Below are 22,279 nucleotides of genomic sequence, written 5' to 3'. Positions count from 1 at the left end.
CGCGCTACATCACCACGGCCAAGGCCTTCACCCGCTGCGAGAGAAAGGCGCTGAGCGCCCGCCGCTCGGTGGCGGCAAGCTGATCGCCGATACCGGTCGCGCGCCCCTCGAGTGCTGCATCGCGCGCGCTGCGCGCCACGCCCAGCAAGAACCGCCTGAGATAGCCCAGGGGCGGTTCTTCGAGCGCCAGAAGGGCGATGGCATGGGTCAGATCTTCGCGAAAGGTGATGGGATCGGGTTCAACAGCATCGAAATCCACCGGGCGCGGCATCCGGGCGCAGATATCGGCGGGCAGATGCGACATGATCGTGCTTTGGAAATGCGCCAATGACTCGATCGGTTTGGCCAAGAACCCGTCGCCCCCGGCCTTCATCACCTCAGCTTGCGCGCTTGCGCGATCCGCCCCCGATGTGCCGAGCAGCACCGGCACACGCGGGCGCATCTTGTCCATGCGCGCGATCAGATCGGTCCCGGACCCGTCGGGCAGGCCCAGATCGACAATGGCGATGCTGGGCCGGTAGACATGCAGATGCCGCTCGGCCGCGCCGATGCAATCCGCCCGCCTGATCCGCGCGCCCGAACGCAGGCACATCAGCCTGACCGCCTCCGAGGCATAGCGGCTATCCTCGACCACAAGCACGGTCAGGCCAAGAAACGGCCGATCCGCCGTTGGTTTTGGCCGATATTCAATCTCGATCAACGCGTCATCCATGCGACTTACCCCACACACACCCGACTCGAACCTTGGACCAGTAGAGCGCTACAAGGTTGATGAAGCCTTAACACCCTGCGGCGTCAGACCGCTTGGCGGCCCGTGCCGCGGCGGGGCATATCAAGGGCGACCACGCTTGGAGGATCGCCATGATCGGACGCCTGAACCATGTCGCCATCGCCGTGCCCGATCTTGACGCGGCGGCGGCGCAATATCGCGATACGCTAGGCGCCGATGTCGGCGCGCCGCAAGATGAGCCCGATCATGGCGTGACCGTGATCTTTATCACCTTGCCCAATACCAAGATCGAACTTCTTTATCCCTTGGGTGATGCCTCGCCCATCAAGGGGTTTTTGGAAAAGAACCCCGCAGGCGGCATTCATCACATCTGTTACGAGGTCGATGATATCTTGGCCGCCCGCGATCGGCTGCTTGCGGCGGGTGCGCGGGTGCTTGGCACGGGTGAGCCCAAGATCGGCGCGCATGGCAAGCCCGTCTTGTTCCTGCATCCCAAGGATTTCACCGGCACCCTTGTCGAATTGGAGCAAGTCTGATGGGCGTCGTCACTGGCCTCGTGCTTTATGCGATCATCTGGTTCATGACGCTGTTCATCGTGCTTCAGGTGGGCGTGAAGAGCCAATCGGATGCCGGTGAACGTGTCACCGGCACACATGGCTCGGCCCCGGTCGATGCGCAGATCAAGCGCCGCTTCTTGATCACATCCGCCGTGGCGGCGGCGATCTGGGCGGTGATCGCGGGCGTCATCTTGTCGGGTGCGGTCACGGTTGCGGATTTCGACCTTTATAGTCGCTTTGGCTTGGGCGGGTCGCGCTGATCTTGTGATAGAGATGGGTAAAGCTTGCCGCGCCCAAGATCGGCACGAGCAGGTTGATCACCGGAATGGTCAGCGGCACAGCCATCACCACACCCGCGATGAACAGCCGCCCGCCGTTGGCCCGGCGAAAGGCCTTGGCCCCCGCCGCGTCGTGGCGGCGTAGCGCGACCAGCTGGCCATATTCACGCCCCAAGAGATAGCCGTTGACCGCCCAGAACAACAGCGGCGCGATGGGGGTGAACAACAGGTAGGCGATCAACGCCACAAGGTTTACCGCAAGCACAATCGCCAAAAACCGCGCCGCATCACCCAAACCTTCGATCAGCCCGATCCGGCGGGCAGGCGGCAGGCCGGGGTAATGGCGATCCTCGACCGCATCGGCGACCTTGTCCAAGAAAATCCCCATGAAGGCCGTGGCGACGGGGATCATCAAGAGCGCGGATAAAAGTAAAAAGACCGGCGCGCCGACCCAGCCGATCACCGCGCCCGTCAGGTCAATCTCGCCGATCCAAGGCAGGCTGAAGCTGCCGGGCAAAAGCCAACCCAAAAGCGCGACGAAACCAAGATAGAACCCCACCAGCAAGGCAATGGTCAGCCCGAGGCCCATCGCCAACACCCCAAGAAAGCGACGGTCGCCCAGCTGCGCGATGGCGCTGGCCACGGCCGATGCGATCATCGCTCGACCCAGGATGTGATGGTGTCGAGATCGGGGCGCGGGCGGGCGGGGGGTTCTTGCAAGGGGCTGCCCAGATGCACGAAACCCGTGACCGCCTGCGGCGCGGACAGACCGAAGGCTTGCTCCAGAAATGCAGCGTCGCGCGCCATCCAGCCGGTCAGCCAATGGCCGGCGAAACCTGCGGCCTGCGCTGCGTTGACAAGGCTGAGACAGGCAAGTGCGGCGGTCTGCTCTTGCTCGATCAGCGGGATGGGGCGGTCTGTCTGCGGTGCGAAAATCACGGCCACGCTCAGCGGCGCATCATCGAAGGCCGCGGCTTGTTTGACCAGTTTGTCGGGATCGCGCCCCTGCGCCGTGCCGATCTCGCGCGTCAGCCGCGCCATGCGGTCGATCGCGGGCTTGCGCAGGATATGAAAGCGAAACGGCACCAGCTTGCCATGGTCGGGCACGCGGGCCGCCGCGGTCAAAAGCTGGCGCAAGGTCGCGTCATCGGGGATCGGCGCGCCCAGCATGCGCACGGGAACCGATCGGCGGGTGGAAAGAAAGGTGAGGGCGTCGATGCTGTTCATGGGCGTCATGTCATCGCGTTGGCTCTGCGGATCAAGAGGGGGGGAGGCGGAAAATCCGGGTTTTACGCTCTCCCCCGATGCGATCAGTCCTTTTTGGTCGCTGTCTTGGCCTTGGGCTTTGCGGCGGCTTTCTTTGGCTTGGCCGTTGTTTTGGCCTTGGCTGTCTTGGCCTTGACCGCTTTCGACCCCTTGCCGCCCTTGGCCGCCTTTTCGGCGATCAAGGCGACCGCCGCCTCAAGGCTCAGCGCCTCGGGGGCGACATCCTTGGGCAAGGTGGCGTTGATCTTGTCCCATTTGACGTAAGGCCCGTAGCGCCCAGCCATGACCTGGATCGGGCCGCCATGTTCGGGATGCTCGCCCAATTCGTTGAGCGGTGCCGCGGCGGCCGCACCCCGTCCGCTGCGACCGGCGGCTTTGGCGGCCAAAAGCTCGACCGCGCGGTTCATGCCGATGGTCCAGACTTCGTCCACTTCGGGCAGGTTGGCGTATATCGGTTTTGCGGCTTCGGCGGATTTGTAGCTGACATAGGGGCCATAACGGCCGATCGCGGCTTCGACCGGGGCGCCATCCGCGGGGTGGGGGCCGACCAGCCGGGGCAGGTTCAACAGTTGCAGCGCGCGTGGCAAATCCATCTCATCCACGCCCCAACCTTTGGGGAGCGAGGCGCGCTTGGGCTTGGGCTCTTCGCTCGTGGCCTCGCCCAACTGCACATAAGGGCCAAAGCGCCCGTCCCGCAGCGTGACGGGCAATGAGGTGTCGGGATCCACGCCCAGCATCTTGCCATCGCCACCAAGCGATGTGCCATCTTCGCCTTCCGGGTTCGGCGGGCCGAAGGGGCGGGTATAGCGGCATTCGGGATAATTCGAACAGCCGATGAAGGCCCCGCCCGAGCGCGCGGTGCGCATGGAAAGCCGCCCCGCACCGCAAGACGGGCAGCCGCGCGGGTCCGATCCGTCGGGCTTGGGCGGGAACAGGTGCGGCTCCAGCACCTCGTTGATCTTTTCCAGCACATCGGTGATGCGCAATTCGGCGGTCTCGGCCAGCGAGGCAGAGAAATCGCGCCAAAATGCATCGAGCACGCTTTTATAAGCGCGTGCGCCCGCGCTCACCTCGTCAAGCTGGTTTTCCAGATCAGCGGTAAAGTCGAACTCGACGTATTTGCCGAAATAATTCACCAAGAAGGCCGTCACCAGCCGCCCCTTATCCTCGGGGATCAGGCGGTTTTTCTCTTTGCGCACATAGCCGCGCGCCACGATCGTGTCGAGGATCGAGGCATAGGTCGAGGGTCGACCGATCCCCAATTCTTCCATCCGCTTGACCAAGGTCGCCTCGGTGTAGCGCGGCGGGGGCTGGGTGAAATGCTGCTGGCCCAGAACCGCACCATCGCCGGACAAAAGGGCGCCCGCATCTTCGGCCATGCCGGTCGCCGGGGCGGATTTGCCGGTCAGCTTGCCCCAATCATCCGCAAGCGCACGCGCGGCGGGTTTGAGTGCCTCGCCGCGCGCCATTTGCGGCAGGCGGCGGCTGTCTTCATCCTCGGCATCGTCGCGGCCTTCCTCGTAGACCTTGAGGAAACCGTCGAACAACATGACTTGGCCGGTCGCGCGCAATTCGACTTGTGCGTCGGCGCTGGCGATGGTGACGGTGGTGCGTTCCAGCCGCGCGGCCTCCATCTGGCTGGCGATTGTCCGCTTCCAGATCAATTCGTAAAGCTTGCGCTGGTCATCCTCGGACAGGCGCAAATCGCCCGGTGCCTTGTCCATATCGGTGGGGCGGATGCATTCATGCGCCTCTTGCGCATTCTTGGCCTTGTTTTTGTACATGCGCGGATCGGCGGGGACATATTCGGCACCGTAACGTGCCTTGATCGCGTCGCGGGCGGCATGGACCGCCTCGGGCGCCATGTCGATGCCATCGGTCCGCATATAGGTGATATGGCCCGCCTCGTAGAGGCGCTGGGCGGCGCTCATGGTCTGGCGTGCGCCCATCCCATATTTGCGGCTTGCCTCTTGCTGGAGGGTCGAGGTCATGAAGGGCGGCGCGGGGTTGCGATTGGCGGGTTTGGCCTCGACATCGGAGATGGCAAGCGCGCGCGACGAGACCGCTTGCACCGCAAGGCCGGCCTCGGCGGCGGTGGCAAGGTCGTGCTTGTCGAGCTTGCGACCACGCAGATGGGTCAGGCGCGCTTCGAATTGCTGGCCGCGGGGTGTCTCGAAAACGCCGCGCACCGACCAGTATTCGCGGCCGCGAAAGGCCTCGATCTCCATCTCGCGGTCGGTGATGATCCGCAGTGCCACCGATTGCACACGCCCCGCCGATTTCGCACCGGGCAGCTTGCGCCACAGAACCGGGCTGAGGTTGAACCCCACGAGGTAATCGAGCGCGCGGCGGGCCAGATAGGCCTCGACCAATTCCATGTCGACTTGGCGGGGGTTTTTCATCGCCTCGGTCACGGCGGATTTGGTGATCGCGTTGAAGACCACGCGGCTGACGGGTGTGCCGGGTTTGATCGCCTTGCGGCTGGTCAACGCCTCTTGCAGGTGCCAGCTGATCGCCTCGCCCTCGCGGTCGGGGTCGGTGGCGAGGATCAGGACGGGGTCGTCTTTCAGCGCATCGGCGATGGCTTTGACATGCTTACGCGAGTCGGTGGCGATCTCCCATTCCATCGCGAAGCCCTGTTCGGGATCGACCGATCCATCCTTGGAGGGCAGGTCGCGCACATGCCCGTAAGAGGCCAACACGGTGTAATCGCTGCCAAGATAGCTGTTGATGGTCTTGGCCTTGGCGGGCGATTCGACGACGACGACGGGCATGCACTGAATTCCTGTTTCGGCCGATAAACGAGAAATGGCCTTGTGGCGGCGGACCATGTGGGCGTTGTGGCCGCCTTGTCAATGCGTCAGGGGGCGGTGAAAAGCCCCTCATTTTCAATGAGAGTTTTTTTGGCGTCCCGTGGCCCTGACGCCGTCGGGCGGTCAGAGCCGGGTCAAAAGCCCGCCGCCCCCGCGCTGGATGCGCCCGGCCAATTCAAGGATCGCCAAAGCCTGCGCGACGGCGCGGGGCGGTTGGTTCAGATCGCGGATCAGCTGATCCTCGGCCACCGGCGCGCCACCCATCAAGGCAAGGATCGCCCCCTCCAGCCCGCCATCGGGGTGGGGCGCGGCAGCGGGTGGTGGCGCTTGCATGCCGCTTGGCGGTCTGTCGCGTGATTGGCGTGTCGGTGTGGGGTCTTGGCCCAATGCGGCGATCACATCCTCGGCGCTGCGCACCAGCGTGGCACCGTCGCGGATCAAGAGATTGCTGCCGCCTGCGCGTGCATCCATCGGGTGGCCCGGCACCGCCATCACCTCGCGCCCTTGATCGAGCGCGATGCGCGCGGTGATGAGCGAGCCTGACCGCGTCGCGGCCTCGACCACGATCACGGCGCGCGACAGCCCCGACACGATCCGGTTGCGGCGCGGAAAATGGCGCGCTTGCGGGTGTAGGCCAAAGGGCATTTCGGCAAGCATCAAGCCGTTTTGGGTGATCTGCGCGGCAAGATCGGTGTTCTCGGCGGGGTAGATGCAATCCAACCCGCCCGCCAGCACGGCGATGGTGCCGGTCTCAAGGCTGGCGTGATGGGCCAACGCGTCGATCCCGCGCGCCAGCCCCGAGACGATGACAAAGCCCGCAGCTCCCAGATCGGCCGCCAGCCGCCGCGCCATTCGCGCCCCAAGCGCCGAGGCATTGCGCGTGCCGACCATCGCCACCACCGGGCGGACCATCAGGTCAATGCGGCCCTTGGCCCAAAGGATGGGCGGCGCATCGGCCACATCGGCCAGCGCGGCGGGGTAATCGGCATCGCCAAGGCAAAGCATCCGCGCGCCTGCCCGTTTCGCGGCCTTAAGCTCGGCCAGCGCCACGGGTTCGGGGCAGGGGGTGTAGCCGTCCACGCCCGCCGCGCGGGCGATGTCGGGCAGCGCATGCAGGGCGTCTTGTGCGCTGCCATGGGTATTCATCAGCCGCAGATATGTGGCAGGCCCCACCCGGCGCGAGCGGATCAGGCGCAGCCGCGCGATCCGGTCCGCCGCATCGGCGGCGGGGGGCGGCACGAAGATGGGGGCAGGGTCGTCGAACCCGAAGGCGGTCTCGTATGGCATGGGCGAGAGCCTAGCCGCGGAATGGTTAACGCCCCGTTACCGACCCTTAACCGCCCCAGATGAGCGCCGCGCCCTCAGGCGGCAGAGCCACCCACGGTCAGCCCGCCGATCATCAGCGTCGGCTGGCCCACGCCCACCGGCACCCATTGGCCCGCCTTGCCGCAATTGCCCATGCCGGGGTCCAGCGCCATGTCGTTTCCGATCGCCCGGATCTGCTGCAATGCGGTCGCCCCATCCCCGATCAGCGTCGCGCCCTTGACCGGGGCGCCGATGACGCCGTTCTTCACCCGATAAGCCTCGGTGCAGCTGAAGACGAATTTGCCGTTGGTGATGTCGACCTGACCGCCGCCGAAGCCCACGGCATAGATCCCGTCCTTCAGCTCGGCCAGAATGCCCGCGGGGTCGGCATCGCCGCCCAGCATGTAGGTGTTGGTCATCCGCGCCATCGGCGCATGGGCATAGCTTTCGCGCCGCCCGTTGCCGGTGGGGGCCACGCCCATCAGGCGGGCGGATTGGCGATCTTGCATGTAGCCCACCAAGACCCCGTCCTCGATCAGCACGTTTTTTGCGCTCGGCGTGCCTTCGTCATCGACCGAGATCGAGCCGCGCCGGTCGGGGATCGTGCCATCGTCAAGCACCGTCACGCCGGCGGCGGCTACGCGTTGGCCCCTCAGCCCCGCGAAGGCCGATTGGTTCTTGCGGTTGAAATCCCCCTCAAGCCCGTGGCCCACCGCCTCGTGCAGCAAGATCCCGGGCCAGCCGGGGCCAAGCACCACATCCATCACGCCTGCGGGTGCTGGTACGGCGCCCAGATTGACCACCGCGATGCGCAGCGCTTCACGCGCGAGGCTTTCCCAATGGTCGCGCTCCATCAGACCGGCGAGGCCGATTCGTCCCCCGCCCCCGGCACTGCCGGATTCGCGGCGGCCGTTTTCCTCGACGATGATCGAAACATTGAGGCGGACCATCGGTCGCACATCGCGCGTCTGCGTGCCTTCGGGGCGCAGGATTGCAACCTCTTGATGGCTTGCGGCAAGCGAGGCCGAAACCTGCACGACACGGGGATCGAGCGCGCGCGCATAGGCGTCGATCTCGGCCAGCATGGAAAGTTTCACGCCGAACTCCGCCCCCGCCATCGGATCGGCATCGGTATAAAGCCGCCGGTTGGTGCCGATGGGCGCATCGGCCAAAACACCGCCGCCCGCGCCGACGGCAAGGCGCGTGGTCTCGGCCGCGCGGCGCAAGGATGCTTCGGAAATCTCGGTTGAATGGGCATATCCGGCGACCTCGCCCTTGACGGCGCGCAGGCCAAAGCCCTCGGCGGCATCATAGCTGGCGGTGCGCACGCGCCCATCGTCGAAGACCAGAACCTCGGATCGACGGCGCTCGAGGAACAACTCGCCATCCTCGGCCCCATCCGTCGCGGCACGCAAGATCGCAAGTGCGGCGCCCGCGTCGATCAGCGTCTCAAAAGGGCGGAAAGGGGGGTGTTGGGACATGTCGCCTCCGGCGCTGATGGTTTGCGTTGAAAATGACCTGTGTCAAATGCGAGCAGGGGTGAGACATTTCGACCAAATGCCTTGGCTTGTCCTCAGCTATATGGTCCACACCACAAAGAACGCAACGGCGCGTCGCAGATCAACTTATGGCTGTGGACGCCCGGGATAGACAGGACAGACCGGAATGACCTTTCGCAAGACGCTCAGCGGCCTCGTGGCCGCGATTGGTGCAACCATCATCGCGGGCATGGCGACGGCGCAGACCGCCGGCATGCGCGATGGCCTCGAGATCATCGGCGCGCCGACACCGGGCGCGATCGGCTTTCAGCCCGGCGTGACCGAATTGGCGCGTGATGTGCGCGCGCTCGACACGTTCTTGCTGGTGATCATGACGGTCATCGTGCTGTTCGTGACCGCGCTGTTGTTCTGGTCGATCATCCGCCACAACGCCAAGTCGAACCCGACGCCCGCGACATTCACCCACAACACCAAGATCGAGATCACCTGGACGGTCGTGCCGCTGATCATTCTGGTGGTCATCGGCGCCTTCTCGCTGCCGATCTTGTTCAAGCAGCAGACGATCCCCGAGGCCGATGTCGTGGTCAAGGCGACCGGCTACCAGTGGTATTGGGGCTATGAATACCCCGAGCATGGCATCGTCTATGACAGCTTCATGCTGCGCGAGGATGAGCTGGAAGAATTCGGCTACGGCCGCGACGAGTTCCTTTTGGCGACCGATACCGCGATGGTCGTGCCGACGGGTGCCGTGGTTGTGGTGCAGGTCACCGCTGCCGATGTGATCCATTCTTGGACAATCCCCGCCTTCGGTGTGAAGCAAGACGGTGTTCCTGGTCGTTTGGCCGAATTGTGGTTCGAAGTCGAACCCGGCCAGGAAGGCGTCTATTTCGGCCAATGCTCGGAACTGTGCGGGGTGAACCACGCCTATATGCCGATCACGGTTTTTGCCGTGACCCAAGCGGAATACGATGCATGGATCAATGGCGAGGCGCAGGATTTTGCCAGCGCCGGTGGCATGCGTGCACCGCGCGTGCTTGAGCTGGCCTCTGCGGACTAATCCGGTCGGTCGGGCCTCGGCCCGGCCTTCCCGACACCGGGCAAACGCCCGGCCCTCATAGAAAGACCAACGGCGACCATATGACCGATGTGACCACCAATCAGACCCTCCAAGCCGCAGAAGGCGAGGCCCGTTTCGGCGACTATATCCAGCTTCTCAAGCCGCGGGTGATGTCGCTGGTGGTCTTCACGGCGCTGGTGGGGCTGTTGGTGGCGCCGGTCTCGGTCTCGCCGATGGTGGGCTTTACCGCGATCTTGTTCATCGCGCTTGGAGCGGGTGCCTCGGGCGCGCTGAACATGTGGTACGATGCCGATATCGACGGGGTGATGCGGCGCACCGCCAAGCGGCCCGTACCTGCGGGCAAGGTCAGCGCGGGTGAAGCCTTGTCGCTGGGCCTTTGGCTGTCGGCCATTTCGGTCGCCATGCTGGGCCTTGCGACCAACTGGATCGCGGCCGGGCTTTTGGCCTTTACCATCTTTTTCTACGCCGTGGTCTATACGATCTGGCTCAAGCGCCTGACGCCGCAGAACATCGTGATCGGCGGGGCCGCGGGCGCCTTTCCGCCCATGGTGGGCTGGGTTGCCGCGACCGGGTCGGTCAGCCTCGAGGCGGTGCTGATGTTCGGCCTGATCTTTATGTGGACGCCGCCGCATTTCTGGGCGCTCGCGCTGTTCATGAAGTCGGACTACCACGAGGCCAAGGTGCCGATGCTGACGGTCACCCATGGCCGCACCGAGACGCGCCGCCAGATCCTGATCTATACGGTCTTGCTGGTGCCCGTCGCACTGGGCTTGGGGTTCACCGCCGTGGCGGGGCCTGTCTACCTTGCCGCTGCGGTCGTGCTGAACGCGATCTTCCTCAAGGGCGCATGGGATATCTGGCGCCGCGCAGAGGCCGTGGCCGAGGCTGATGGCTATGCCGTGGAAAAGCGCGTCTTCCGCTTTTCGCTTTATTACCTGTTCCTGCATTTCGGCGCGCTTTTGGTCGATGCGGGGCTGCGCAGCTGGGGGATGGTCTGATGCCGATCACGCAAACACATGAGCTGCACAAGCGCCGTTTCGGGCGCAACCTCGGCGTGGCGCTCAGCCTTGTGGGCTTTGCGGCTATCGTCTTTGGCCTGACGGTCGCCAAGATCCGCGAAGGCGCCTCGATGGAGGCGTTCGACCACACCCCGCGCGTCTCGATCACCCCGCCGGTGGACACCAGACCATGAACGCCAATCAAAAAGTCGTCACCAGGCTTTTGGGCGTGATCGTCGTGATGGGCGGTCTGGCCTGGGCATCGGTGCCGTTTTATGATTGGTTTTGCCGCGTGACAGGGTTTGGCGGGACAACGCAGGTCGCGACCAGCGAGAGCGAGGTGGTCCTCGATCAGATGATCCGCGTGCGTTTCGACGCAAGCCTTGCCCATGACATGCCGTGGGAATTCCGCGCCGTGCAGCCGCATATGGATATCCGTATCGGCGAGACGGGCTTGGCCTTTTACGAGGCCTACAACCCGACCGACAAGCCTGTGGCAGGCACCGCATCCTTCAACGTCGCACCGTTTTCGACGGGCGGCTATTTCGTCAAGATCGCGTGTTTCTGCTTCGAGTTGCAGGTTTTGCAACCCGGTGAGCGTGTCGAGATGCCGGTCAGCTTTTTCGTCGATCCCGCGCTTCTGGAAGACGAAGAGGCGCGCGGCACACCCGCGATCACCTTGTCCTACACATTTCATGTGACGGACATGCCCGAAGATTACGCTGCGTTGGGCACACCCGCCCCCGTGGCCAATTAAGAACACCCCGGACCGAGGACGAGACCCATGGCCCATACAAAGAACCACGACTATCACATCATCAACCCCTCGATCTGGCCCTTCATGGCGGCGGCGGCGGCCTTCGCCATGCTGTTCGGCGCGGTCAACTGGATGCATGACGGCGCGCCTTGGCTGTTCTTGATGGGTTTTGTCGCCACGCTTTACGTCATGTTCGGCTGGTGGGCCGATGTGGTGGCCGAAAGCAATGCAGGCGATCACACGCCTGTCGTGCGGATCGGGCTGCGCTACGGCTTCATCATGTTCATCATGTCCGAAGTGATGTTCTTTGCGGCGTGGTTCTGGGCGTTCTTCAAGCACGCCATCTACCCGATGAATATCTACGAGGCCTCGGCCTATGTCCCGCCGGAAATCTACGCGGTCGACCCGTTCCACCTGCCGCTGATCAACACGCTTGTTCTGCTCTTGTCGGGATGTGCCGTGACCTGGTCGCACCATGCGCTGGTGCATGGCGGGCCGCGCAAGGATGTAGCCAACGGTCTGATCTTGGGCGTCGTGCTGGGCGTGATCTTTACCGGGCTTCAGGCCTTTGAGTATTACGAGCTGATCGTGCATTACGGTTGGAGCTTCGGCGGTGACAAGTTCTTCGCCACCTTCTTCCTTGCGACGGGCTTTCACGGACTTCACGTCGTCATCGGCACCGTCTTCTTGTTCGTGTGCTGGCTGCGGGTGTTGAAGGGCCATTTCACTCCCGAGAAGCACATCGGCTTCGAGGCGGCGGCATGGTACTGGCACTTCGTCGATGTGGTCTGGCTGTTCCTTTTCTTCGCGGTCTATATCTGGGGACAAGCGGTCATCCTGGGATGATCGAGAAGGGATGGGGGGCGCTGCCCCCCGTCACCCGTGCCGGGTGACTCCCCCCGGGATATTTGGGAAACGAAGAAGCGGGGACGCGCGTTAACCTTAACGAGATGTGAAGGGCCTGCCATCGAGGTGGGCCTTTTCTTTGGGAGATGGGCGATGGGACGGGTGATCGGGGTCTGGGTGCTGGGTCTGGGCGGGGTGGCGATCTTGCTGTCCTTGGGGATTTGGCAGGTTCAGCGCCTTGCTTGGAAAGAGGGGATCTTGGCCGAGATCGCGGCGCGGATCGCGGCCGATCCTGTTGCCGTGCCTGCCGCGCCCGATGCGGCGGTTGATCGCTACTTGCCGGTCGCCGTCGAGGGGCGTTTCGATGCCGATTTCGTCCGGGTGCTGGTCAGCCAAAAGGGCGTGGGTGCGGGCTATCGGATCATCTCGGCGCTGGAGACCGCGGCGGGGCGGCGGGTTCTGGTGGATCGCGGCGTGATCCCCGTGGCCGCGCCCATGCCGCCCAGCCCCGCCGATGCGGTACGTGTGGCCGGCAATCTGCATTGGCCCGAAGAGCGCGACGGGTTCACCCCCGCGAATGATCTGGTGGGCAACCTGTGGTTCGCCCGTGATGTCGCGGCTCTGGCCGCGCATCTGGGGGCCGAGCCCGTCTTGGTCATTGCGCGCGAGATCAGCCCGCCCGAGGGCCAGATCCAGCCGTTGCCGGTAGGGATCGACAATATCCCCAATGATCATCTGAGCTATGCGGTGACATGGTTTTCGCTCGCCTTGGTCTGGTTGGGGATGACACTGTTTCTGCTGTGGCGTATCAGGCGGGGACTTGGATGAGGATCGCCGCACCGATGCGCTATATCTCGACCCGGGGCCAAGCCCCCGAACTCGGCTTTGAAGAGACGATGCTGACAGGGCTGGCCCGCGATGGTGGGCTTTACGTTCCTGCCGGCCTGCCGCATTTCGCACCCGGCGACATCGCGGCGATGGCGGGCCTGTCCTATGAGGATGTGGCCTTTCGTGTGATGCGCCCCTTTATCGGGGATTGCTTCACCGATCAGGAATTCGGCGACATCATCGCGCGCGCCTATGCAGGCTTTGGGCATGCCGCGCGCGCGCCGCTGAAGCAGTTGCAGGATAATCATTTCCTTTTGGAGTTGTTCCACGGGCCGACGCTGGCCTTCAAGGATTTCGCGATGCAGCTGATCGGCCAGCTGTTTCAGGCGGCGCTGGCGCGTTCGGGCAAGCGGGTCACCATCGTGGGGGCGACTTCGGGCGATACCGGATCGGCCGCGATGGAGGCGTTTCGCGGGCTGTCGAATGTCGATGTCTTTATCCTCTATCCGCATGGGCGCGTATCCGATGTGCAGCGCCGCCAGATGACCACGGTGACCGAGGCCAATGCCCACGCGCTGGCCATCACCGGCACTTTCGACGATGCGCAGGCGCGACTGAAGGACATGTTCAACGATTTCACCTTCCGCGACGAGGTGCGTCTGGCGGGGGTCAACTCGATCAATTTCGCCCGTGTCCTGGCACAGGTGGTCTATTACTTCACCGCTGCCGTCAGCCTTGGCGCGCCGCACCGTCCGGTCAGCTTTACCGTGCCGACGGGCAATTTCGGCGATATCTTCGCAGGCTATCTTGCCAAGAAGATGGGTCTGCCGATCGCGCGGCTAGTGGTGGCGACCAACCAGAACGATATCTTGCACCGCGCGTTGTCGTCGGGGGAATATGCCACACATGGCGTGACGCCGACGATCAGCCCGTCGATGGATATTCAGGTCAGCTCCAACTTCGAGCGCGCCTTGTTCGATGCTTATGGCCGCGATGGCGCGGCTGTGGCGCAATTGATGGATGAGTTGAAACAGGGCGGCTTCCACATATCCCAAGGCGCACTCGAGGCCTTGCGCGGCGATTTCGCTTCCGGTCGTGCGGCAGAGGACCAGACCGCCGCGATGATCGCGCGCGCCCTGCCCGAGATGGGCGAGCTTTTGTGCCCGCATTCCGCCGTGGGGGTGCATGTTGCGCAAGATTTCCTCGGCCCGACACCGATGGTGACGCTGGCGACAGCCCATCCCGCGAAATTCCCCGATGCGGTCGAGGCCGCGACCGGCATTCGCCCGGCATTGCCCGCGCGCATGGCCGATCTGTTCGACCGTCCCGAACGTATGACACGGGTGGAAAACGATCTGACCGCGATTGAAACCCTGATCCGCGAGGCATTGGCCAATTGAGCGTTGAGCTTCACACACTTTCGAACGGGCTGCGCATTGTGACCGAGCATATGCCGGGGCTGGAATCGGCGGCCCTTGGGCTGTGGGTCTCGGCCGGTGGGCGGCACGAGGCGGCCGATCAGAACGGCATCGCGCATTTCCTTGAGCACATGGCCTTCAAGGGCACCAAGCGGCGCACGGCCTTGCAGATCGCCGAAGAGATCGAGGATGTGGGCGGCTATATCAACGCCTACACAAGCCGCGAGGTCACGGCCTATTACGCGCGGGTGCTGAAGGATGACGTTCCCCTCGCGCTCGACCTGATCGCCGATATCGTGCTGAACCCGATCTTCGATCCGCGCGAGATCGAGGTGGAGCGCGGCGTGATCTTGCAAGAAATCGGGCAGGCCGCCGATACGCCCGACGATATCATCTTCGATTGGCTGCAAGAGGTCTCCTACCCCGGCCAGGCCTTGGGGCGGACGATCCTTGGCCCGGCGGAGCGGGTGCGCGCCTTTGGGCGGGCCGATTTCGACCGCTTTGTTGCAGGCCATTATGGACCGGGGCAGTTGATTTTGTCGGCGGCGGGGGCTGTCGATCACGACCAGATCGTGCGGCTTGCCGAGGCGGCCTTTGGCCATCTCGCGCCGAATACGCAAACCGCGCCCGAACCGGCCCGTTTCGCGGGCGGGGAACGCCATGAGGTCAAGGCGCTGGAACAGGCGCATTTCACCCTGGCACTCGAGGCGCCGGGTTATCGTTCGGACGATATTCATACCGCGCAGATCTATGCCAGCGCGCTGGGTGGCGGCATGTCCTCGCGCCTGTTTCAGGAAATTCGCGAAAAGCGTGGGCTGTGCTACACGATCTATGCGCAGGTCGGTGCCTATGACGACACCGGCATGCTGACGATCTATGCCGGCACCTCGGGCGAGGAGTTGCCGGAACTGGTTGGGTTGACCTTGGACGAGTTGAAACGCTCGGCCGATGACATGAGCGAGGCCGAGCTGTCGCGCGCACGTGCGCAGATGAAGGCGGGTTTGCTCATGGGGTTGGAAAGCCCCTCGGCGCGGGCCGAACGCTTGGCGCGGTTGGTCGCGGTCTGGAACCGGGTGCCGCCCTTGACCGAAACCGTGGCCCAGATCGAGGCGGTAACGCTTGCGGGCTTGCGCGATCATGCGGTGGGGCTGGTCACTTCGGGCCAAGCCGCGATGGCGCTATACGGCCCTGTCGCGGGCGCACCGCGGCTTGACGAGGTCACAACGCGGCTTGTCGCCTGATGTTGTTGCGCAAGCGGCAAATCAAGCTGGAAACCGAGCGACTGACGCTTCGGCTTCCGCGCCATGCCGATTTCCGGGCTTGGACGGCGCTGCGCGCGGCCTCGGCCGATTTCCTGAAGCCGTGGGAGCCGAGCTGGGCCAGCGACCATCTCAGCCGCAAGAGCTTTACCGGGCGGGTCTATTGGGCGCAGCGCGCGCTGAACGAGGCCAGCGCCGTGCCGCTATTCATCTTTCGGCGTTCGGATGACGCGCTTTTGGGGGCGATCACACTCGACAATATCCGCCGCGGCCCGGCGCAGGCTGGTACGCTGGGTTATTGGATCGGTGCCGCCCATGCGCGCCAAGGCTATATGCACGAGGCGATCGAGGTAATGGTGCATTACGCCTTTCGCGGCCTCGACCTCAGCCGGGTCGAGGCGGCTTGCCTGCCTGAAAACACCGCCTCGCGCGGGGTCTTGGAAAAGACCGGCTTCAAATACGAGGGCGTGGCGCAAAGTTATCTTCAGATCAACGGGCGCTGGCGCAATCACGTTCTATATGCCCATCTGCGCCATGATCGGCGCGGCCGGACCGAGACCGGTTAAGCCACCAGCAACACCAGACGGATAATGCCGATGACCGATATCATGACCCGCCTTGCCAGCTTGATCGATCCGGCGGCGATCCGGATGCCGGGGCCTTCCTATCTGGAAGAGCCGCGTGGGCGCTGGCAGGGAAAGGCGCGCGGCGTTGTAGCCCCCGCAAATGCGGGCGAGGTGGCCGCCATATTGCAGCTGTGCAACGAGACTGGCACAGCTGTCATTCCCTATGGCGGCGGGACGGGGTTGGTTGGCGGTCAATTGGCCGAAGATGGCGCGCCGCCCGTGATCCTCAGCCTCGAGCGGATGCGCGCGATCCGTGATTTCGATGTCGAGGCCGGCACGATGACGGTCGAGGCAGGCGTGATCTTGCAAGATATCCATGCCGCCGCCGAGGCCGAGGGCTGGATTTTCCCGCTGACATTGGCCAGCCAAGGCTCGGCCCGGTTGGGCGGGCTATTGGCGACAAATGCGGGCGGTGTGAATGTGCTGCGCTACGGCAATGCGCGCGATCTGGTGCTGGGGGTCGAGGCGGTGTTGGCCGATGGCACGGTGATCAATACGCTCTCGCCCTTGCGCAAGAACAATATGGGCTATGATCTGCGCCATTTGCTGATCGGCTCGGAAGGCACGCTTGGCGTGATCACGGCAGCATCCCTTCGGTTGTTCCCCAAGCCCGCGCGGCAAGGCGCGGCGATGATGGTGGTGCCCGACCCCGAGGCGGCGCTGGCGTTGCTGAAACTGACACAGGCGCGGGTGGGTGATGCGCTGTCGGCCTTCGAGTTGATCAGCCAGCAAGGCTTGCTGTTTCTCGACGCGATGGGGCCAGAGACACGCCAGCCTTTTGATGCGCGCCCCGAGTGGATGTGCCTGATCGATCTGGGCATGGGGGTGGGTGGCGATCCCGAAGCCGCGCTTGAGGCGGTCTTTGCCGAAGCTTTCGAGGCGGGGCTGGTCAGTGATGGGGTGATCGCGCAATCAGATGGCCAACGCGCTGCATTCTGGGCGCTGCGCGAGAATATCCCCGAGGCCAACCGCCGGATCGGCGCGGTGTCGTCGCATGATATTTCGGTCCCCGTGGCCAAGGTCGCCCGCTTCATCGCCGAGGCGCCGGGCCGCATCGGCGCGGTGGGGGAGTTTCGACTCAATTGTTTCGGCCATATGGGCGATGGCAATCTGCACTACAACGTCTTCCCGATGCCTGGCAAATCCCGCGCCGATCATGACAATCAGCGCAGTGCGATCAAGCGGGCGGTGCATGATCTGGTGGATGAGCTGGGCGGTTCGGTTTCGGCCGAGCACGGGGTGGGGCGGCTGAAGGTCGATGATCTTGAACGCTATGGCGATCCGGGCAAGCTGATCGCCATGCGCGCGATCAAGGCAGCACTCGACCCCAAGGGCATCATGAACCCCGGCGCGGTGCTGCGCGGCTAGGGAGTGGCCGCCCTGGACCCGAATCCAAGTCCGCGTTGGCCTTGTTTCTTGTCATCTTTTTTCGCGGCCGCGCATGGTGTCTTTGCATTCTCCGCTGGCGTATTTTTGGAAAGATGAAGAAATGAAAGGGTCTTGTGGGGCGATCTTTTTAGCTCCGCCCTGCCGCAGATGCAGCGCGCCTTTCATATTTGCGATCTATCCCCAGATTTATCCACAGACCCTAGAAGGGCATGGGATGTGCCTTGTGGAGCGTGTCGATCTGGGCCAGCTGTTCTGGTGTCAGCGTCACATCGCGGCCGTTCAGGATATGCTCCAACTGATCGCAGGTGGTGGCGCCAAAGATCGTCGAGACGGGAAAGGGGCGCTGGACGCTAAAGGCAAGCGCCATATGGACCGGGTCCAGCCCTTCGCGTTTTGCCATCGCCAGATAGGCCGCGACCGCATCGAAGACGCGCGGTGTTTTACGACCGCCCAGATCGCCGTTCAGCGCCATACGGCTACCGTCGGGCATTGCACCGTCTTGGTATTTCCCGGTCAATAGCCCCGCGCCCAAGGGTGAATAGGCCAGAAGCGTGACCTGCTCATTCATCGCCAGCTCGGCCAGATCGGTGTCGTAGAGGCGGCACAAGAGCGAGTATTCATTCTGGATCGATTGCACCCGCGGAAGGCCATGTGCCTGCGCGAGCTCCAGCCATTGCGCGCTGCCCCATGCGCTTTCGTTCGACAGCGCGAAATGGCGGATTTTGCCCGCCTTGACCGCTTGTGCGGCGGCCTCCAGCACGGCCAGCATATTGTCGCGCGTCGCCGCGCGGTTCTGCGTCTTGGGGGCATAGCCCCAGTTCTGGCGGAAATGATAGCTGCCGCGATTGGGCCAGTGCAGCTGGTAGATGTCGATCACATCGGTTTGCAACCGCGCGAGCGAGGCATCGAGGGCCGCGGTGAAGGTTTCGGCCGTGATATCTTGCCCTTGGCGCACGAAGGCCGCGTTCTTGCCGGTGATCTTGGTGGCGAGCAGGTAGTCGCCGCGCCGCCCCGGATGCTTGGCGTTCCAATTGCCCAGCACGGTTTCGGTCAGCCCCACGGTTTCGGCGGTGACCGGGTTGACCGGATACATCTCGGCGGTGTCGACGATGGTGATGCCCGCTTCGAGCGCCATATCCATCTGGCGGTGCGCCTCGGCCTCGGGCGTATGGGTGCCCCATGTCATCGTGCCGAGGCAATAATCGGTGATCATCGTGTCGGTATTGCCAAGGGGGATCTTGCGCATCGGTCGGTATCCTTGTGTCCGTTTCGGGGCGGACACTAGGGGGCGGGGCTGGATGTGCAAGGTGGGGGCTTGAGAACATTTCATGAACATGTATCTTGTCGGCCATGAATACGCCCATGCTCATGCGTCAAAGCCATCGCAGCGAACGCCCCGGCCTGCCGCTTTTGGGGCGATTTCGGCTGGCGGGCGCACGCGCCCATGAGATCTGCGGCGCGGCGCGGCGGCGGTTGGCGCTTTGGCTTGCCGCCGAGGCGCAAGGCCCGGTGATCTGGATCAGGCCGGCATGGCACCCCGACCGGCTGCATATGGCGGGCCTTGGCGATGAGATCGATCCCGGTCGGTTGTTGATGGTCGATGCCGCGCGGCCCGAGGATCTGTTGTGGGTGATGGAGGAGGTGTTGCGCGCAGGCGCGGTGGCGCTTGTCGTCTGCGACCTGACCGACCCGCCGGGGCTGACGCCGGTGCGCCGGTTGCATCTGGCCGCCGAGGCCGGGGGCAAGGGGGGGATCGCCCCGCTGGGGCTGATCTTGACACCGGGGATGGGCGGCGCGCCGGGGGTGGAGAGCCGCTGGCGGCTGGAACCCGCCCATGAAGGCGGCGCCGAGGGTTGGGTTTTGTCGCGGCTTCGCGCGCGTGATGCCGGGCCGGGGGACTGGGCGGTTGCGCGGGTGGCGCGGGGACGGGCGCAGCTGGTGGAGCGGGCGGTGGAGGGGGTGTGACGGGGGGCAGGGTGGATGGCAGGTTTGAGGCCAACTTTTTGCATTATTTGCAAAAATCCAAACACTCTGAAATCGTTAACCTGTATTTCATCAGGATTGACCAGATCACGCCAAAAGGAGATGAAAATGACTTATCCAGATTTTATCAAAGCGTTTCCCGCTATTGACGTGCCGTTCCCCGAGGATGTCGTTCAGACAGCGGTTATTCGGTCCGACGATGGCCTGGTGGCTTTTTTCACTTTCCTAAAAGATATGGAACTCCCCCCACATGCTCATGGCGCTCAGTGGGGGACGGTTGTCGAAGGCGAAATCAAATTTACTATCGGTGGTGAAACAAAGGACTACAAAGCCGGAGATAGCTACTCGATCCCTGCGGGCGTTGAACATGGGGCTTTCATCAAGGCCGGAACGCGCGTCATTGACGTTTTTGAGGAGGCGGATCGATACGCAATCAAGCGGTAACAGGGGTGGCTTCGTCCCGCAAAGCGGACAGCCCCCCGACCCCCTCCCAAAAATCGCCCGTGCATCGCCGCCGCAACCGGGCTAGCACTGGGTGACACACCTTGCGCCCGTGATCCCCCATGCGCCTGATCATCTCTTTTGCTGCCCTGTTCCTGTCGGTGTTGCTGTTGCAGCTCTCAACGGGCGGTGTCGGGCCGCTTGACGTCTTGTCGGGGGCGCAGCTCGGCTTCACCAACGGGCAGATCGGCCTGCTTGGCTCGGCGCATTTCGCGGGGTTCTTCATCGGCTGCTGGTGGGCGCCCCGCGTGATGGGCGAGGTCGGCCATTCCCGCGCCTTCGCCGCCTTTACCGCGATGGGGGCCATCGGGCTTTTGGCGCATATGATGGTGATCGACGCCTATGCGTGGGCGGTGATGCGCGCGGCTTCGGGATTTTGCGTGGCGGGCTGCTACACGGTGATCGAGGCGTGGTTGCAGGCCAAGACCGACAATGCCAATCGCGGGCGCACCATGGGCACCTACCGCATGGTCGATACCGGCGGGTCGCTGATTGCGCAGCTGATGATCGGGGTTTTGGCACCGGCCGATTACGTCTCCTACAACCTGCTGGCGCTGTTGTGCTGTGCAGCACTCTTGCCGCTGACACTGACGCGGGTGCCGCAGCCCGATACGGGGCCTGCACCCCGGCTGCGGCTTGGCTTGGCTTGGGGGCTGTCGCCCTTGGCGGTCGTAGGGGTGATCGTCTCGGGCGTGTCGGGGGCCAGTTTTCGGATGATCGGGCCACTATATGGCACCCAAGTGGGGCTGAGCGCCGACCAGATCGGCCTGTTTCTGGCGGCCTATGTGCTTGGCGGGGCCTTCGCGCAATGGCCTGCGGGGTGGCTTGCCGACCGCTATGACCGCCGCCGGGTGATGGTGGGGTTCTCGATCTTTTCCATTGCGGGCTGCGTCATCACCGTGACGCTCTCGGGTTTCGGGGTCTGGGGCATCTTCATCGCCGCGCTGGTGTTCGGCGCGGCCACATTTCCAATCTATTCCATCGCCGCTGCCCATGCCCATGACTGGGCCGAGGACGAGCAGCGGGTCGAGCTTTCCGCCGCCTTGATGTTCGCCTATGCGCTGGGGGCCATCGCCTCGCCGCTCGTGACATCGGGGCTGATCGCGCTTTACGGGCCATCAGCCCTATTCATCTTCATCGCGGCTGCCCATGTGGGGCTGTTGGTCTTCGGCATGATCCGCATGCGCCGCCGACCTTCGGCCAAGCAGCGCAACCCCTATGTCTGGATCCCGCGCACCTCGTTCCTTGTCGGGCGCATCTTTCGCCGCCCGCGCTGAGGTGGCGTTGATCCCCGACAAGGCGGGGCTTTTGCCACAGATTTAGACTGACCTGATCGGTGCAATCATGGATCGGGGCCCAGGATGGATATCCGTTTCGACGACAAGATCGCGATCGTGACCGGGGCCGCCTCGGGCATCGGACTGGCGATTGCGCGGCAATTGGCAGCCAGCGGTGCCCGCGTTGTCTTGGCCGATCTGGATGCCGAAAGGACCGAGATCGCTGCCCGGAACGTCGGCCATGGTGCGCGCGCCGTGGTCGCCGATGTCACGAAACCCGACCAAGTCGCGGCACTGGTCGCTTGCGCACAGTCAGAGACCGGGGCGCTGCATCTTATGGTCAACAATGCCGGGATCGGTGGGCCGATCACCCCTTTGGGCGCATATCCCTTGGATGCATGGCACAAGGTGATCGACGTCAATCTCAACGGCGTTTTCTACGGCATGCGCTACGCCATCCCCGCGATCACATCGGCAGGGGGCGGGGCGATCGTCAATATCTCTTCCATTCTCGGTACTGTGGGTTTTGCCGGGGCGGGTGCCTATGTGGCGACCAAGCATGCGCTTTTGGGCATGACCAAGACCGCGGCTCTTGATCATGCCGCCGATGGCATCCGTGTGAACGCCGTAGGGCCGGGTTTCATCCATACGCCGCTGGTCGATCAGGGTTTGGATGCGGAAGCGCAAAAAACGCTGGCCGCCCAGCATGCCTTGGGCCGGATGGGCCAACCCGACGAGGTCGCCTCGCTCGTGTGCTACCTGTTGTCGGACCACGCATCCTTCATCACGGGCTCTTACCATCTGGTCGATGGGGGCTATACGGCACAATAGCGGCTGCCCTCTGGCCTCTGGCCTCATGCGGCGCTAAACG

The 22,279-nt window shown here is 63.8% G+C and carries 23 protein-coding genes; 16 read left to right on the top strand and 7 right to left on the bottom strand.

Annotated features, from left to right (window positions below):
- Positions 1-4: 4 nt before the first annotated feature.
- Positions 5-712: a response regulator gene (locus tag ACTG4J_RS05675; RefSeq protein WP_439137833.1), complete on the bottom strand. Its 708-nt coding sequence runs from the start codon at positions 710-712 to the stop codon at positions 5-7.
- A 149-nt stretch (positions 713-861) separates the two neighbouring features.
- Here ACTG4J_RS05675 and mce point away from each other — a divergent pair, with 149 nt between their 5' ends.
- Positions 862-1,266 (top strand): methylmalonyl-CoA epimerase, encoded by a 405-nt coding sequence (mce, locus tag ACTG4J_RS05670; protein WP_439137832.1) that lies wholly within the window; start codon positions 862-864, stop codon positions 1,264-1,266.
- On the top strand, positions 1,266-1,547 hold the full coding sequence (locus ACTG4J_RS05665) for a DUF1467 family protein (RefSeq protein WP_439137830.1): 282 nt from the start codon (positions 1,266-1,268) through the stop codon (positions 1,545-1,547). Before mce ends, ACTG4J_RS05665 begins: the two co-directional genes overlap by 1 nt.
- Here the strand turns inward: ACTG4J_RS05665 and ACTG4J_RS05660 are convergent.
- The 5 genes from ACTG4J_RS05660 to tldD form a co-directional block, all read right to left on the bottom strand.
- Positions 1,492-2,223: an EI24 domain-containing protein gene (locus tag ACTG4J_RS05660; protein WP_439137828.1), complete on the bottom strand. Its 732-nt coding sequence runs from the start codon at positions 2,221-2,223 to the stop codon at positions 1,492-1,494. The two genes, ACTG4J_RS05665 and ACTG4J_RS05660, sit on opposite strands and share 56 nt — an antisense overlap.
- Positions 2,220-2,792 carry a nitroreductase family protein gene (locus ACTG4J_RS05655; RefSeq protein ID WP_439137827.1) on the bottom strand — a complete coding sequence of 191 codons (573 nt, stop codon included), beginning with the start codon at positions 2,790-2,792 and terminating at the stop codon, positions 2,220-2,222. Before ACTG4J_RS05655 ends, ACTG4J_RS05660 begins: the two co-directional genes overlap by 4 nt.
- Before the next feature lie 83 nt (positions 2,793-2,875).
- Positions 2,876-5,605: a type I DNA topoisomerase gene (gene topA / locus ACTG4J_RS05650; RefSeq protein ID WP_439137825.1), complete on the bottom strand. Its 2,730-nt coding sequence runs from the start codon at positions 5,603-5,605 to the stop codon at positions 2,876-2,878.
- 162 nt (positions 5,606-5,767) lie between these two features.
- Positions 5,768-6,931, bottom strand: a complete 1,164-nt coding sequence (gene dprA / locus ACTG4J_RS05645) for a DNA-processing protein DprA (RefSeq protein WP_439137823.1) — start codon at positions 6,929-6,931, stop codon at positions 5,768-5,770.
- Between the two features lie 74 nt (positions 6,932-7,005).
- Positions 7,006-8,430 (bottom strand): metalloprotease TldD, encoded by a 1,425-nt coding sequence (gene tldD, locus ACTG4J_RS05640; protein ID WP_439137821.1) that lies wholly within the window; start codon positions 8,428-8,430, stop codon positions 7,006-7,008.
- Between the two features lie 184 nt (positions 8,431-8,614).
- Between tldD and coxB the strand changes: the two genes are divergently transcribed.
- The 10 genes from coxB (at position 8,615) to ACTG4J_RS05590 (ending at position 17,626) form a co-directional block, all read left to right on the top strand.
- Positions 8,615-9,505, top strand: coding sequence for a cytochrome c oxidase subunit II (gene coxB, locus ACTG4J_RS05635; RefSeq protein WP_439137820.1), 891 nt, complete (start codon positions 8,615-8,617; stop codon positions 9,503-9,505).
- An 80-nt stretch (positions 9,506-9,585) separates the two neighbouring features.
- Positions 9,586-10,524 carry a heme o synthase gene (gene cyoE, locus ACTG4J_RS05630; protein ID WP_439137819.1) on the top strand — a complete coding sequence of 313 codons (939 nt, stop codon included), beginning with the start codon at positions 9,586-9,588 and terminating at the stop codon, positions 10,522-10,524.
- Positions 10,524-10,718: a hypothetical protein gene (locus tag ACTG4J_RS05625; RefSeq protein ID WP_439137817.1), complete on the top strand. Its 195-nt coding sequence runs from the start codon at positions 10,524-10,526 to the stop codon at positions 10,716-10,718. The genes cyoE and ACTG4J_RS05625 overlap by 1 nt, the downstream gene beginning before the upstream one ends.
- Complete coding sequence (locus ACTG4J_RS05620) at positions 10,715-11,281, top strand: cytochrome c oxidase assembly protein (protein WP_439137816.1); 567 nt, start codon at positions 10,715-10,717, stop codon at positions 11,279-11,281. Before ACTG4J_RS05625 ends, ACTG4J_RS05620 begins: the two co-directional genes overlap by 4 nt.
- 27 nt (positions 11,282-11,308) lie before the next feature.
- Entirely contained in the window at positions 11,309-12,127 is an 819-nt protein-coding gene (locus ACTG4J_RS05615; RefSeq protein WP_439137815.1) for a cytochrome c oxidase subunit 3, read from the top strand.
- 153 nt (positions 12,128-12,280) lie between these two features.
- Positions 12,281-12,955 carry an SURF1 family protein gene (locus ACTG4J_RS05610; RefSeq protein WP_439137814.1) on the top strand — a complete coding sequence of 225 codons (675 nt, stop codon included), beginning with the start codon at positions 12,281-12,283 and terminating at the stop codon, positions 12,953-12,955.
- A 14-nt stretch (positions 12,956-12,969) separates the two neighbouring features.
- Complete coding sequence (gene thrC, locus ACTG4J_RS05605; RefSeq protein WP_439137844.1) at positions 12,970-14,355, top strand: threonine synthase; 1,386 nt, start codon at positions 12,970-12,972, stop codon at positions 14,353-14,355.
- Positions 14,352-15,614 carry a M16 family metallopeptidase gene (locus ACTG4J_RS05600; RefSeq protein WP_439137812.1) on the top strand — a complete coding sequence of 421 codons (1,263 nt, stop codon included), beginning with the start codon at positions 14,352-14,354 and terminating at the stop codon, positions 15,612-15,614. Before thrC ends, ACTG4J_RS05600 begins: the two co-directional genes overlap by 4 nt.
- On the top strand, positions 15,614-16,198 hold the full coding sequence (locus tag ACTG4J_RS05595; RefSeq protein ID WP_439137811.1) for a GNAT family N-acetyltransferase: 585 nt from the start codon (positions 15,614-15,616) through the stop codon (positions 16,196-16,198). Before ACTG4J_RS05600 ends, ACTG4J_RS05595 begins: the two co-directional genes overlap by 1 nt.
- Before the next feature lie 30 nt (positions 16,199-16,228).
- A complete protein-coding gene (locus tag ACTG4J_RS05590; RefSeq protein ID WP_439137809.1) occupies positions 16,229-17,626 on the top strand; it encodes an FAD-binding oxidoreductase in 1,398 nt (465 codons plus the stop codon).
- Between the two features lie 220 nt (positions 17,627-17,846).
- Here the strand turns inward: ACTG4J_RS05590 and ACTG4J_RS05585 are convergent, their stop codons facing one another.
- Positions 17,847-18,893: an aldo/keto reductase gene (locus ACTG4J_RS05585; protein WP_439137807.1), complete on the bottom strand. Its 1,047-nt coding sequence runs from the start codon at positions 18,891-18,893 to the stop codon at positions 17,847-17,849.
- 104 nt (positions 18,894-18,997) lie between these two features.
- On the opposite strand from ACTG4J_RS05585, the gene ACTG4J_RS05580 reads away from it, so the two are divergent.
- The 4 genes from ACTG4J_RS05580 to ACTG4J_RS05565 all read left to right on the top strand — a co-directional run bounded on the left by ACTG4J_RS05580 (position 18,998) and on the right by ACTG4J_RS05565 (position 22,239).
- On the top strand, positions 18,998-19,612 hold the full coding sequence (locus ACTG4J_RS05580) for an ImuA family protein (RefSeq protein ID WP_439137805.1): 615 nt from the start codon (positions 18,998-19,000) through the stop codon (positions 19,610-19,612).
- 126 nt (positions 19,613-19,738) lie between these two features.
- Positions 19,739-20,074: a cupin domain-containing protein gene (locus ACTG4J_RS05575; RefSeq protein WP_439137803.1), complete on the top strand. Its 336-nt coding sequence runs from the start codon at positions 19,739-19,741 to the stop codon at positions 20,072-20,074.
- Between the two features lie 119 nt (positions 20,075-20,193).
- A complete protein-coding gene (locus ACTG4J_RS05570; RefSeq protein ID WP_439137801.1) occupies positions 20,194-21,408 on the top strand; it encodes an MFS transporter in 1,215 nt (404 codons plus the stop codon).
- Between the two features lie 84 nt (positions 21,409-21,492).
- Positions 21,493-22,239: an SDR family NAD(P)-dependent oxidoreductase gene (locus ACTG4J_RS05565; protein ID WP_439137799.1), complete on the top strand. Its 747-nt coding sequence runs from the start codon at positions 21,493-21,495 to the stop codon at positions 22,237-22,239.
- Positions 22,240-22,279 lie beyond the last annotated feature (40 nt).

The sequence above is a fragment of the Roseicyclus sp. genome (genome assembly GCF_965662675.1).
In the GTDB taxonomy this organism is placed as follows: domain Bacteria; phylum Pseudomonadota; class Alphaproteobacteria; order Rhodobacterales; family Rhodobacteraceae; genus Roseicyclus.
This window is presented reverse-complemented; position numbering and strand designations above follow the sequence as displayed.